Origin of the sequence: Haloferax namakaokahaiae, assembly GCF_042663225.1 — an archaeon.
Lineage (GTDB): Archaea > Halobacteriota > Halobacteria > Halobacteriales > Haloferacaceae > Haloferax > Haloferax namakaokahaiae.
Window position 1 is genome coordinate 86,996 of sequence record NZ_JBHTAA010000001.1, and the last position, 13,820, is coordinate 100,815.

Genomic DNA, 13,820 nt, shown 5'->3' on the forward strand with positions numbered 1-13,820 from the left:
CGGTCGTCTCACGTACTCAGGCTCACTTCGTCGTAACGGAGTAGCGAGAGGAGGGATTTGAACACCGTGAGACGACCGTCTCACGTATCAGGCTCACTTCGTTCGTAACGGAGTAGCGAGGGGAGGGATTTGAACCGCGGTCGCAACAAGTTGCTCCCTGATTCAAATCCCTCCGTGGCGATTTCTCTGCTCACTATCGTTCGCAGCAGAAATGCGAGGGGAGGGATTTGAACCCACGGACCCCTACGGGAGCGGATCTTGAGTCCGCCGCGTTTTCCAGACTTTGCTACCCTCGCGCATCTCAAGGTAGGACGGGCAGTCTGCTAAAACGTTCCGAAATGTTAGACGACGACGCCGACCTGTTCGAGGACGAGCATCCCTCCGACGGCGACGCCGACGACGCCCGCGACGGCGCGGAGGACGCGGGTCCCACCGACTTGCATCGAGCGGTCCCAGAGGAGCGACACCGTCGCCATCGTCGCAACCGTCAGGACGGTGAACGCTCCGAGGAAGGCAATCGCCTGCCCCATCGCGGGTGCCGCAGAGACCATGGCGATGACGAGCGCACCACTGCCCGCGAAACCGTGGAGGACGCCGACGGCGAACGACTCACCGTGAACGTGCGAGTGGTCGGCACCGAGCGAGAACCCGCCGACCGAGAGGTGCTTGTGTGCCCTGCTATCGTGCTCGTGCGAACGAAGCGTCGGGAGTTCGACGTCGGCGGCGCGGAGGAGCATTCGTGCGCCGAGCAGAACGAGCACTCCACCGACGACGATTTCGAACAGTCGCGTCACCGACTCCGGGAGGTGCACGCCGAGCGCGACGAACGCCAAGCCGATAGCCGCAATCGGAAGAGAGTGTCCAATACCCCACGACGCACCGACGATTCCCGGACGGTCGCCGTCCCCTTCGACCATCGTCGCAACTGCTGCGAGGTGGTCCGTCTCCAGCGCGTGGCGAACGCCGATAACGCCTCCCGCAACGAGTGCAGATGCAAGTGCCATACCTCTGTGACTGGTGACCACCCCTAAATAGGGCCTGAATCGCGGCCGTTGTTACCGGCCGGGAGCCAATCGCCGTGCTTCGAGGTAGGCGAGCAAACAGTCGTAGTCACAGAACGACCCCGTCGAAATTCGCATCCCGCTCCGAAGCTCTTCGATGAACACCGGTTCTGCGTATTCAACCTCGTTGCCGCAGTAGGCGCACTCGGTCATGATACTAGTCGGCCTCGTATCAGCATGAACCTCTGGCTTTCGCTGTCAGGTCTGCTTGGACTCCGAGCGTGGCCGATGGAATTACTGGGGTTGCCGACACCTATAGTCCATGGACGAACACACCCGCGACCCGAGCGTCGCCCCGCCGCTCGGGAACCCGACGGGGTGGGACCAGGACCGACGAGTGTGGGAACACGCCACCCTCCGCAGAGCCGTCGAACACGGCATCAGACTGTTCAACTCCAGCGACTTCCACGAGAGCCACGATTGTTTCGAAGACGAGTGGTACAACTACGGCGCGGGAACCACAGAGAGCGCTTTCCTCCACGGGATGGTACAGGTCGCCGCGGGCGCGTACAAGCACTTCGACTTCGAGAACGACGTGGGCATGCGTTCGCTGTTCGAGACCGCCCTCGAATACCTCCGGGGCACACCCAGCGATTTCTACGGCGTCGATGTGGACGACATCCGCGAGACGATGCGCGCCGCACTCGACGACCCGACCGTCCTCCACGGGTGGCAAATCACCCTCGACGGCCACCGGGCGACTGCCTATCCCGCCGACTACGACTACGTCGAACACCTCGACCACTGAGACTGATTCTGACAACCCTCCGAGACCTTCTCTGTCCCGTGAATCTTAACAGCCTTTACCCTCCAGTGCAAGGTCCGTTCAATGCGTATCTACGAACTCGGTGACGGCACGCCCGAAGTGTCAGTCGTCGGGTCTATTCACGGCGACGAACCGTGTGGTGCGCGGGCAATCGAGCGGTTCGTTGCGGAAGACCCCGACGTCGAGCGTCCGGTCAAACTCATCGTCGCCAACGAGGAGGCGCTCGAAGCGGACGTTCGCTACCTCGACGAAGACCTGAACCGGGCCTTTCCCGGCGACCCGCACGCCGACTCGCACGAGCGACGACTCGCCCACGACCTCGGGCGCGAAGTCCGTGAGACGACGGCGTTCTCTATCCACTCGACGCAGTCCTTTGCCGAACCCTTCGCCATCGTCGATACCGTCGATGCGGTCGCGCGCGCTATCTGTCCGCGACTCCCGGTCGAGTACCTCGTGGAGACCAACAACTTCGCCGAAGGCCGACTCATCGAACACGCCCACACTATCGAAGTCGAAGCCGGACTGCAGAAATCCGACCAAGCGGCGGACAACGCCTACTGGCTGATTCGCGCGTTCCTCACCGCGACGAACGTCCTCCCGGCCCCGACGGTCACGAGCGACGGCAGCGGCGGCGACGACCCGATGAGCGCCGACCGACCGAACCTCGGTCTCGACGAAGACGACTCGCTCGACGTGTTCCGCCTGCTCGAAAAGATTCCCAAACCCGAGGCCGACGAGTACGAGGTGTTCGCAACCAACTTCGAGGAAGTGAGCGAAGGCGAGGCGTTCGCCCGCGCCGACGACGAGACGTTCGTCGCCGACCGAGACTTCTACCCCATCTTACTCTCGGCGTACGGCTACGCCGACATCTTCGGCTACGCCGGCGACACCATCGGGCAAATTTCGTAGGCTGACCGCAGTTCGACTCTTACTCGTCGGCCGCTTCGAACTCCACGAGGGTCAAGGTTCTATCCAGATAGCAGTGGTCGTGTGGCGGGTCACCGATGACTTCACGGATACGGTACTCTTGGTCGAACTCGGCCCCTTCGGGGACACAGTACTGGTGGCTCGGGCACTCGGTGTGGGGACAGGGACCTTGGAGGCTGGCCTTACTCCCCGAGAATGCGCCTTTCGAGGGGACGTTCGCCTGCACTGGGACGGGTTCGACTTCGACGGCGCGAACGCCCTCGTCGTGGACCGCACAGTCCAGCAGTTGGGTGTTCTCGCGGACGCCGACGACCTGATAGCGGACGCCTTCGGTGAGGTTGAGACACTGTTGTCGATACGGACAGCCTTCGCAACCGGAGGACTCTCCGTGGTAGACGAATTCCGTGCCGGGGTCGGTGAGGCGGCCACCAATGAGCGTAACGGAGGTCATACTCGAAGATTTATCTGCAGGTGGGTTAAGACTCCCGCCCGGTCAACTCGTCGAGTTTGTCGAAGTAGTCGGGTCGCGGCACCTGATACAGGCCGCGGTAGTCGATTTCGCCGTCCGAAAAGCGCTGTGCGAGTTCCGCCGCACCGTCGATGGCCGCCTCGCGCGTCTCGAACGCCACGACTTCGGCCTCTATCTCCGGTTCCATGTAGAGGACGGCGTGCCACGTCGAGGTTCGAACCTGCGTCGCGCCGGGCCGTTTGGCCCGAGAGCCGTTCCAGACGAAAATCGTCGGCATGCACTCCGAGGGGAAGTTGCTCTCGTTGAACACGTCGGGACGGTAGGCGAGGATTCGTCTCCCACCCGCTTCGTCGTTCCACAGCGTCCATCCCGCTGGCAGTTCGCTCATACCGGCTCTTTTCACGCTTCCGGCGTAAGCCTCTCGCTGTCGTCTCGCTCGAACGCCGGAATAACAGTCAGTGAATGTACACCTGATGACTGACTGACTGGATTAACGACACCCCTACCGCACTGAATCTTCGATTAAATCGGCAGACTCCACGAACATTGGTGAAAAAACGGTTCGGTATCTATGTGGAACAGACGATATTTTGGTCAACAAACTGACCGTAGTCGCAGAAAGCGTTATATGCTAACGTCTCTCATTGAGGAACAGTCTCGGTCACCGGACCGAGCGAGTCGTGTCGCACACTGTCATACGTGAACCGCCGATTCTGTCGCCTGCCGTAGTGTTGTTGTGAGCGTGTAGCACGGCGACGATTCCGGGCACTCCTATCGGCCGACACGGCCGGGAAATGGGTGTTCTGGCGTCGTCTGCGACCTGCGTTCGCAGGTCCGTCGCCCCCGTCTCCGGACGGATGGTCCAACGAGGCTCCACGAACAATGAACGGCGAAATGGAAACACTCGCAGACCTCAGCAAGCATTACCGGGATTCGGTTCCCGCCGACCTCAGAGAAGCAAACAGCTTCGAGTGGTACTTGGAAGAGGTCTACGAAGACCCGAAGATTGCTCGTAACGCCCACCAACGCGTGGCGGATATGTTCGACTTCTATGGCACCCGCTATGACGAAGATGCGGGCGTCGTGGAGTACCTCATGGCGTCAGAAGACCCCCTGCACGACGGGGAGAACGTCTTCTACGGCCGCGAAGTGCACGAGTCGATACACGAATTCGTCAACAAGGTGAAATCAGGGGCTCGCGGCCTCGGCCCCGAAAAGCGCATCAAACTCCTCTTGGGACCGGTCGGTTCAGGCAAGTCGCACTTCGACTGGCTGTCTCGACGCTACTTCGAGGACTTCACCATGCGCGACGAAGGCCGGATGTACACCTTCCGATGGACGAACCTGTGTGACATCATCCGCGACCAAGACCCCGGTGACAACGTGGTCAAGTCGCCGATGAATCAGGACCCAATCGTGTTGCTTCCGCAGGAACAGCGCGATATCGTCATCGAGGGGTTGAACGAGAACCTACAGGCTCCGTACACCATCAGGAACGACCAGGCGCTCGACCCCGCTTCGGAGTTCTACATGGACCGGTTGCTCGCACACTACGACGACGACCTCGAATCCGTCCTCGAAAACCACATCGAGATTATTCGACTCGTCGCCTCCGAGAACAAGCGACAGTGTGTCGAGACCTTCGAACCGAAGGACAAGAAGAACCAGGACGAGACGGAGTTGACCGGCGACGTCAACTACTCGAAACTCGCGGTCTACGGCGAGTCAGACCCCCGCGCGTTCGACTACTCGGGCGCGTTCTGTAACGCCAACCGCGGCATCTTCTCCGGCGAGGAACTGCTGAAACTCCAGCGCGAGTTCCTCTACGACTTCCTGCACGCCTCGCAGGAGCAGACTATCAAGCCGAAGAACAACCCGCGAATCGACATCGACCAGGTCATCGTGGGGCGGACGAACATGCCCGAGTACCGCGAGAAGAAAGGCGACGAGAAGATGGAGGCGTTCAACGATAGGACGAAACGAATCGACTTCCCGTACGTCCTCGAATACGAGCAGGAAGCCGAAATATACCGGAAGATGCTCCGCAACGCCGACGTTCCGGACATTCACGTCGAGCCACACACCCTCGAAATGTCCGGCCTGTTCGGCGTGCTCACGCGCATCACCGAACCCGATTCGGACACCATCACGCTCGTCCAGAAGGCGAAAGCCTACAACGGCGAGTTGGACGACGGCGACGACATCGACGTTCGTAAACTCCGCGAGGAGGGCGAGGCGAAAGCCGACATCGCCGAGGGCATGGACGGCGTCTCCGCCCGGTTCATCGGCGACGAGATAGCCGAGGCCATCATGGACTCGACCCACCGCGGCAGAAAGTACCTCTCGCCGCTGTCGTCGTTCACGCACCTCGAAGAGAACCTCGAAAACCACGGGTCGATACCCGAAGAGAACCTCGGGCGCTACCACCGCTACCTCGAGATGGTCCGCGAAGAGTACAAAGAGCGCGCCATCGAGGACGTGCGCCACGCCCTCGCCTACGACATCGACGAGATTCGCCGGCAGGGCGAGAAGTACATGGACCACGTCATGGCCTACATCGACGATGCGACGGTCGAGGACGAACTCACCGGCCGCGACCAAGACCCCGACGAGAAGTTCCTGCGCGCAGTCGAAGAGAAACTCAACATCCCCGAAGACCGCAAAGAGGACTTCCGACAGGAAGTCTCCAACTGGGTCTCGCGCCGTGCGCGCGAGGGAACCTCCTTCGACCCGCAAGACAACGACCGCCTCCGCCGCGCCTTAGAGCGCAAACTCTGGGAAGACAAGAAGCACAACATCAACTTCTCGGCACTCGTGAGTGCCAACGAACTGGACGACGACGAACGAAGCACGTGGGTCGATGCGCTCGTCGAACAGGGATACTCGCGCGACGGTGCCCGAGAGGTGTTAGAGTTCGCTGGCGCGGAGGTGGCCAAGAGCGAACTGGAAGCCTGATATGCACGACTACATCCACGACGCGGACGAGGTTCTTCGCGGCACCTACGAGGAACCGATGAGCCTCGCCGAATACGTCGAAGCGTCGTTCAGGTCACCTTCCATCGCCTCACACGCGTCGAAGTACCTCCTCGAAGCAATCGAGTCGATGGGGACTCGAACCGTGGTCGAAGAGGGCGAAGAGAAGGCTCGCTATCGCTTCTTCGACGACCCGTCGAACGACGGCGAGCACGCCGTCCTCGGCAACACGGACATCCTCAACGCCTTCGTTGACGACCTCCGAACCATCGCCGCCGACCGCGGCAAAGCAGAGAAGATAATCTGGTTCGACGGGCCGACCGCGACTGGCAAGTCCGAACTCAAGCGCTGTCTCATCAACGGCCTGCGCGAGTACTCGAAGACGGACGCCGGCCGCCGATACACCGTCGAGTGGAACATCGTCAACGCGGCCGACACCCGAGGGCTGTCGTACGGCGGCGAAGTCGAGTCCGAACGCGAGGAGGACTGGTACGAGAGTCCCGTCCAAGCCCACCCGCTGTCGGTGTTCCCCGCTGACGTTCGAAAGCGCCTGCTCTCCGACCTGAACCGAACCAACGGGACGGACATCGACGTCGATGTGGACGAAGAACTCGACCCGTTCTGCCGGGAAGCGTACAACTTCCTCGAAGAGATGTACCGCAGAAACGGGAAACAAGACCTGTTCTCGTCGGTCTCGGACCCCAAACACCTCCGGGTGAAGAACTACGTCGTCGATGTCGGCCGCGGCATCGGCGTCCTTCACTCCGAGGACGACGGGTCGCCGAAAGAGCGCCTCGTCGGGTCGTGGATGCCGAGCATGCTCCGGGAGTTGAACTCTCGGGGGCGAAAGAACCCGCAAGCGTTCAGCTACGACGGCGTGCTCTCGCAGGGGAACGGCCTCCTCACCATCGTCGAGGACGCCACCCAGCACGCCGACCTCTTGCAGAAGTTGCTCAACGTCCCCGACGAGGGCCACGTCAAACTCGACAAGGGAATCGGGATGGACATCGACACCCAGTTGGTCATCATCTCGAACCCCGACCTCGACGTGGAACTCGACAAGTTCGCCGACAGAAACGGACGCGACCCGCTGAAGGCCCTCAAGCGTCGGCTGAACAAACACGAGTTCCGCTACCTGACGAACGTCTCGCTCGAAGCCGAACTCATCCGACGGGAGTTGACCAACGAGACGAGCGTCTGGACCGACGACCCCGAAACCGTGTACGAACGAGTCGCAGAAGCAATCGCACTCGACGTCCGCGAAGGGCCGGGTGCGGTGCACCTCCGCGAACTCGCACCGCACACCGTCGAGGCGGCGGCGCTCTACAGCGTCGTCACTCGATTAGATTCCGACGACCTGCCGCGCGACCCAGACATGGAGTTCTCGCTGGTCGAGAAAGCGATGCTGTTCGACCGCGGCTATCTCCAGTCCGGCGACGAGCGACGGGATATCTCGGAGTTCACGTTCGAAGGTGAGACCGACGGCACCCACGGCATCCCGGTGACGTTCACCCGCGACGTGATAGCCGACTTACTCCACGAGCGCCCGGACAGACACCACCAGACACTCGACGTCGCCGCGGTGGTCATGCCGACGGACGTGCTCGACGCGATGGCGAACGAACTCTCCGATGCGCCGGTGTTCTCGCGCGGCGAGGCCTCCGAGTACGAGAGTCGCATCGCCATGGTCAAATCGTACATCTTCGACAGACAGGAGGCGGACGTGCTCGACGCGCTGCTCGCCGACAAGGTCGTCCAGCGCGAGACGGTCGCCGAGTACGTCGAACACGTCTTCGCGTGGGCCTCGGACGACCAAATCGAGACGGAACACGGTCGTATCGACCCCGACCCGTTGCTGATGAAACTGTTCGAGACCGAGCACCTCGGCCGGTTCGACGAAGACGAGTACTCGGGCAACACGCCCTCCGAGGACGTCGAAGCCTTCCGCAACGAGAAGGTCATCACCGCGCTCAACCGCTACGCGTGGGAGAACCGCGACGAGGGCTTTACCATCTCGAACGTGGACCTGACGGAGATTCCGGTCATCAAGACCGTCTTGGAGACCCACGATTGGGACGACGTGCGCCGCCTGTTCGGCGACCTCGACCCCCGGCAGTGGGAAGACCCGCCGACCAACACCGAGACCGAGCGCGTCAAAGAACGAACCATCGAGGAGATGAAAGCCCGCGGCTACACCGCGGCGTCGGCCGAACTCACCAGTCGCGCCGTCATGAAGGAGGTGAGCCACACGTGGGACTGAGAGAAGACCTCGAACGATTCCGTGAAGTCGGCGAAGAGCGCCGCGAAGACCTCAAAGAGTTCATCTCGTACGGTGACCTCGGCGCGTCGGGCGCGAAAGACATCAAGATACCAATCAAGGTGGTCAACCTCCCGGAGTTCAAATACGACCGTCTCGACATGGGCGGCGTCGGACAGGGACAGGGCGGGACCCCAGACGTGGGTCAACCCGTCGGCCCACCGCAACCGGCACCCGGCGAGGGTGACGAGGGCGAACCCGGCGAAGAGGGGGCCGAACACGAGTACTACGAGATGGACCCCGAGCAGTTCGCCGAAGCGTTGGACGAAGAACTCGGTCTCGAACTCGAACCGAAGGGCAAGGAGGTCATCGAGGAAGTCGAAGGGGACTTCACCGACATCACTCGCGTCGGCCCGCACAGCACGCTCGACTTCGAGCGCCTGTTCAAAGAGGGTCTCAAGCGCAAACTGGCGATGGACTTCGACGAGGAGTTCGTCCGCGAGGCGATGAAAGTCGAGGGCACGACGCCCGAACAGGTCTACCACTGGTGCCGCGACCAGCACATCCTCGTCTCGCTCACGTGGATCGACGACGAGTGGACGCGCATCCCCAAGGACGAACTCGACAAGTGGGCCTCCTTCGAGGAGATGGAACAGAACGTCGAGCGAACGACGACGGTCCAGCGCATCCGCCGCGACGGGCTGAAGGAGATTCCGTTCCGCCGCGAGGACGAGCGCTACCGTCACCCCGAGATTATCGAGAAGAAGCAATCGAACGTCGTGGTCGTCAACATCCGCGACGTCTCGGGGTCGATGCGCGAGACGAAGCGCGAACTCGTCGAACGCACGTTCACCCCGCTCGACTGGTACTTGACCGGCAAGTACGACCACGCCGAGTTCGTCTACATCGCCCACGACGCGGAGGCGTGGGAGGTCGAACGCGACGAGTTCTTCGGCATCCGCTCGGGCGGCGGGACGCGCATCTCGTCCGCTTACGAACTCGCCGCCGAGATTCTCGAAGAGCGCTACCCGTGGCGCGACTGGAACCGCTACGTCTTCGCCGCGGGCGACTCCGAGAACTCCTCGAACGACACGAAAGAGCGTGTCATCCCGAAGATGGAGCAAATCGAGGCGAACCTCCACGCCTACGTGGAGACTCAGCCCGGTGGCACCGCCATCAACGCAACGCACGCCGAGGAGGTCGAACGGAGCCTCGGCGACGAAGACAACGTCGTCGTCGCGTACGTCTCCACGCCGGACGACGTCATCGAGGCCATCTACCAAATCCTCAGCACGGAGGCGACCGCAGAATGAGTTTCAGAAAACACCGCAGAGACGCACAAAAAGAGGCCGCGCGCCTCGCCGAACCCGTCCGCGAAGCGGGCGCGCTCGCCAAGAAACTCGGGTTGGACCCCTATCCCGTGAACTACTGGGTCGTCAACTACGACGAGATGAACCAACTCATCGCCTACGGCGGCTTCCAGCGTCGCTACCCACACTGGCGGTGGGGGATGACCTACGACCGCCAGCGCAAGACCGACCAGTTCGGCATGGGCAAGGCGTTCGAAATCGTCAACAACGACGACCCGTCGAACGCCTTCCTCCAGGAGTCCAACTCGCTGGCCGACCAGAAGGCCGTCATCACCCACGTCGAAGCCCACTCGGACTTCTTCAAGAACAACCAGTGGTTCGGGCTGTTCTCGGAGGAGGGACTGAACGCGGCGGCGATGCTCGAACAGCACGCCGAGACCATCGAACGCTACATTCAGGACCCGGAAATCAGCCGTGAAGACGTCGAGCGATTCATCGACGCCGTGCTCTGTCTCGAAGACAACATCGACCAACACCGGTCGATTCGTGACGCCGTCGCGGGCGACGACGAGCGCATCCCGCGCGACGTTCGCTCGCAACTGGACAGTCTGAACATCTCCGACGACGTGCGGCGCGAGGTGTTCGACGAGGAGTGGCTCGACCAGGTTGAGGAGGCAGAGCGCGAAGCCGCGAAGCTCACCGCCCCCCGGAAGGACATCCTCGCGTACCTGCGCGAACACGGGATGTACTACGACGAGGAGTCGGAGAAGGCAGTCGAGATGGAACCGTGGCAGAAGGACGTACTCGACATGCTCCGCGAGGAGTCCTACTACTTCGCCGCCCAGAAGATGACGAAGGTCATGAACGAAGGCTGGGCGGCCTACTGGGAGTCGCTCATGATGGGCGACGAGCACTTCGCGGGGACTGACGAGTTCATCACTTACGCCGACCACCAGTCCAAAGTCCTCGGGTCGCCCGGTCTCAACCCCTACAAACTCGGCAAAGAGCTGTGGGAGTACATCGAGAACGTGACGAACCGCGCCGAAGTCGCGGACAAACTGCTCCGCGTCAAGGGTATCACGTGGCGGAACTTCAGCGAGGCCATCGACTTCGAGGAGGTACAGCAACTCCTCGAAACTGACCCCGCTATCCATTCGGTGCGTTCCGAGACGCTCGACGAGCTCGCCGACCTCGGCGCGGACGACCCGCGAATCGACCACGAGATGCTCGACCGCGCGCTCTCGGGCGACGAGTCGATTGACGTAGACCGGTTCCCGTGGAAAGTCCTCAGCTACGAGGGGATGGCCGAGCGCCACTTCTCACTGGTCAAGCCGCAGAACCGCGGCTTCGTCCGGCGGATTCGACGCTCCGAACTCGAACAGCTCTCGCGGTACATGTTCGACGACGAAGTGTACGACAGCGTCGAGGAGGCGCTCGCAGACGTGGACAAGACCGCCGGCTGGGACCGCATGCGCGAGATTCGAGAGAGCCACAACGACGTGACGTTCCTCGACGCGTTCCTGACCGACGAGTTCGTCCGCACGAATCACTACTTCGCCTACGAGTACTCCCGGTCGTCGCGGCAGTTCCACGTCTCTTCGACCGAGTACGAACAGGTCAAAAAGAAACTCCTGTTCCAGTTCACCAACTTCGGCAAGCCGACCGTCGTCGTCTACGACGGCAACTTCGACAACCGCGGTGAACTCCTGCTCGGCCACCAGTACAACGGCGTCATCCTCGATATGAAGCAGGCCCGAGGCGTGCTCGAACGCCTCTACGACCTGTGGGGGCGGCCGGTCAACCTGATGACCATCACCAAGGAGTTCGACGAACACGAAGTCGAAGTCGCCCGCCGCCGCGGGCGCGAACCGACGCCGACAGAACGAGGCATTCGAATCCGCTACGACGGAGACGGATTCGACGAACACGACCTCGAACCGGAACTCGAAGCCCGTATCGCCGCCAGCGACGTTGACTACGACACCAAGCCCGAGGAGTGGCTCTAGGTGGGCCGATGGCGAGTGAAGCGACACCGTCGCCGCTCGACGACGCCGTCGTCCACGACGTGCTCAGGAACGAGCGGCGAAGACTGGTGCTCGAACAACTCCGCGACGAGGTGAGTTCGCAGTCGGTCGGCACGCTCGCAGAACACATCGCCGAAGTCGAATCGGGCGAGTCGCCGCCGCCGAAGAACGTCCGCCAGAGCGTCTACATCTCGTTACACCAGACGCACCTGCCGAAGCTCGACGCGCTTCACATCGTCTCCTACGACTCAGTGCAAAAAGAGGTGACACTGGGGTCACGAGCGGACGAACTCGACGTCTACTTCGACGACCCGCCGGTCGGCGCGCTCGCCGCGATGAGTTTCGTCGCCTGTCTCATCGGTCTCGTGCTCGTCCTCGGGAGTTGGATGCAGGTGCCGGTCATCACGAGCATCGACCCGCGACTCATCGCCGTCATCGCGCTCGTCGTCGCAACCGCGGTCACTGGTGCGGAACTCACCGCGGGACCACGTCGCTGGTAGGGTCCCTATTTTCGCCACGCAACTCAAGTACACCCGTTCCTAAGCGCCGCTGCGCATGTCTCACACAACGTCGCTCGTCTGGTTCCGCCGCGACCTACGAGTGCACGACAACGAGGCACTGGTCGAAGCCTGTGCCGCCGACAACGCGGTCCCAGTCTACTGTTTCGACCCCCGAGACTACGGCACCCGACCGTACGGCGGGAGCGAGAGCTTCGAGTTCAGAAAGACGGGACCGCATCGCCTCCGATTCCGTCTCGAATCGGTCGCCGCTCTCCGTGACGCACTCAGAGACCACGGCACTGACCTCCTCGTCCGGGTCGGGAGACCCGAACACGTCGTCCCCGAACTCGCCACCGCGGTCGATGCCGACTTCGTGACGATGCACACGTGGCCGACGACCGAGGAGTTGCAGGTCGAAACGGCAGTCAAAGACGCCCTCGTCGAGGCTGGTATCGACGCCCGACGCTACTGGGGCCACACGCTCACCCACCTCGACGACCTGCCGATGGACTACAGGGACCTGCCAGACACGTACACCACGTTCCGCAACGCCGTCGAACAGGGCGTCCCGATGCGCGAACCACTCCACACACCTGCGATTCCGTCGCTTCCCAGTGATGCACCCGAATCGGGCGCGATTCCCGACCCCTCCGACCTCGACCCGTCGTTTTCGGCGGACTCTGAACTTCCGGCTCCGCCTGCCAAATCTGTCCTCCCCTTCGACGGCGGCGAGAGTGCGGCCCTCGAACGCGTCGAATCGTACATCTGGGACGGCGACCACCTCCGCGAGTACAAACAGACGCGAAACGGGATGCTCGGTGCCGACTACTCTTCGAAGTTCTCGCCGTGGCTCAACGAAGGCTGTCTGTCGCCTCGCTACGTCCAATCCGAGGTCGAGCGCTACGAGGACGCCCGGGTGAAGAACGACTCGACTTACTGGCTGACGTTCGAACTTCGCTGGCGCGACTTCTTCCAGTTTCAGTTCGCCAAACACGGCGGCGACTTCTTCCAGCAGGGAGGGATTCGCCACCGAACCGATATCGATTGGCGTGACGACGAGGCGCAGTTCGAGCGCTGGACCGCCGGTGAGACTGGGATTCCGTTCGTCGATGCCAACATGCGCGAGTTGAACGAGACGGGCTACATGTCGAATCGGGGTCGGCAGAACGCCGCGTCGTTTCTCGCCAACAACCTCCGGCTCGACTGGCGGCGCGGTGCGGCCTACTTCGAGACGCAGTTAGTCGATTACGACCCGGCGGTGAACTACGGCAACTGGGCCTACATCGCCGGGGTCGGCAACGACTCGCGGGACCGCTACTTCAACATCAACAAGCAAGCAAAGCGGTACGACCCCGATGCGGCGTACATCAAACACTGGCTGCCGGAACTCGACGCGCTTCCGCCGGCGTCCGCTCGTGCGCCGTGGAGACTGACTCCAGAGGAACGAGCCGACTACGGAGTCCAGTTGGGTGTGGACTATCCGGAACCGATGGTCGAACTCGAAGCGTCGTACGAGAAACTGCGATAACGAGC

12 protein-coding genes and 1 tRNA gene are annotated in these 13,820 nt (G+C 62.0%); 8 read left to right on the forward strand and 5 right to left on the reverse strand.

The genetic code is table 11. The features are described 5' to 3' along the window. Positions 1-212: 212 nt before the first annotated feature. The 3 genes from ACFQJC_RS00495 to ACFQJC_RS00505 all read right to left on the reverse strand — a co-directional run bounded on the left by ACFQJC_RS00495 (position 213) and on the right by ACFQJC_RS00505 (position 1,214). A tRNA-Leu gene (locus ACFQJC_RS00495) sits at positions 213-296 on the reverse strand. Positions 297-341: 45 nt separating this feature from the next. Next, positions 342-1,004, reverse strand: coding sequence for a high-affinity nickel-transporter protein (locus ACFQJC_RS00500; protein WP_390221287.1), 663 nt, complete (start codon positions 1,002-1,004; stop codon positions 342-344). Positions 1,005-1,055: 51 nt separating this feature from the next. Then, positions 1,056-1,214 (reverse strand): hypothetical protein, encoded by a 159-nt coding sequence (locus ACFQJC_RS00505; RefSeq protein ID WP_390221288.1) that lies wholly within the window; start codon positions 1,212-1,214, stop codon positions 1,056-1,058. Between the two features lie 109 nt (positions 1,215-1,323). On the opposite strand from ACFQJC_RS00505, the gene ACFQJC_RS00510 reads away from it, so the two are divergent. After that, positions 1,324-1,809, forward strand: coding sequence for a DUF309 domain-containing protein (locus ACFQJC_RS00510; RefSeq protein ID WP_390221289.1), 486 nt, complete (start codon positions 1,324-1,326; stop codon positions 1,807-1,809). Positions 1,810-1,890: 81 nt separating this feature from the next. Further along, entirely contained in the window at positions 1,891-2,736 is an 846-nt protein-coding gene (locus ACFQJC_RS00515; RefSeq protein ID WP_390221290.1) for a M14 family metallopeptidase, read from the forward strand. A gap of 19 nt (positions 2,737-2,755) precedes the next feature. On the opposite strand, the gene ACFQJC_RS00520 is transcribed toward ACFQJC_RS00515, so the two are convergent. Next, the gene (locus tag ACFQJC_RS00520) at positions 2,756-3,205 is read right to left on the reverse strand and encodes a UPF0179 family protein (RefSeq protein ID WP_390221291.1); all 450 of its coding nucleotides are present in this window, start codon (positions 3,203-3,205) and stop codon (positions 2,756-2,758) included. A gap of 25 nt (positions 3,206-3,230) precedes the next feature. Then, positions 3,231-3,611, reverse strand: coding sequence for a DUF5820 family protein (locus tag ACFQJC_RS00525; RefSeq protein WP_390221292.1), 381 nt, complete (start codon positions 3,609-3,611; stop codon positions 3,231-3,233). Between the two features lie 494 nt (positions 3,612-4,105). Here ACFQJC_RS00525 and ACFQJC_RS00530 point away from each other — a divergent pair, with 494 nt between their 5' ends. From ACFQJC_RS00530 to ACFQJC_RS00555, 6 genes are read left to right on the forward strand one after another with little or no spacing between them, the layout of a single operon-like run. Further along, complete coding sequence (locus ACFQJC_RS00530) at positions 4,106-6,178, forward strand: PrkA family serine protein kinase (RefSeq protein WP_390221293.1); 2,073 nt, start codon at positions 4,106-4,108, stop codon at positions 6,176-6,178. A gap of 1 nt (position 6,179) precedes the next feature. Next, positions 6,180-8,456, forward strand: coding sequence for a PrkA family serine protein kinase (locus ACFQJC_RS00535; RefSeq protein WP_390221294.1), 2,277 nt, complete (start codon positions 6,180-6,182; stop codon positions 8,454-8,456). After that, positions 8,447-9,766 carry a YeaH/YhbH family protein gene (locus ACFQJC_RS00540; protein ID WP_390221296.1) on the forward strand — a complete coding sequence of 440 codons (1,320 nt, stop codon included), beginning with the start codon at positions 8,447-8,449 and terminating at the stop codon, positions 9,764-9,766. The genes ACFQJC_RS00535 and ACFQJC_RS00540 overlap by 10 nt, the downstream gene beginning before the upstream one ends. Next, positions 9,763-11,769 carry a SpoVR family protein gene (locus ACFQJC_RS00545; protein ID WP_390221297.1) on the forward strand — a complete coding sequence of 669 codons (2,007 nt, stop codon included), beginning with the start codon at positions 9,763-9,765 and terminating at the stop codon, positions 11,767-11,769. The genes ACFQJC_RS00540 and ACFQJC_RS00545 overlap by 4 nt, the downstream gene beginning before the upstream one ends. Positions 11,770-11,777: 8 nt before the next feature. Further along, positions 11,778-12,287, forward strand: a complete 510-nt coding sequence (locus tag ACFQJC_RS00550; RefSeq protein WP_390221298.1) for a DUF7344 domain-containing protein — start codon at positions 11,778-11,780, stop codon at positions 12,285-12,287. Positions 12,288-12,342: 55 nt separating this feature from the next. Then, positions 12,343-13,815, forward strand: a complete 1,473-nt coding sequence (locus tag ACFQJC_RS00555; RefSeq protein WP_390221299.1) for a DASH family cryptochrome — start codon at positions 12,343-12,345, stop codon at positions 13,813-13,815. The last annotated feature ends 5 nt before the right edge of the window (positions 13,816-13,820 follow it).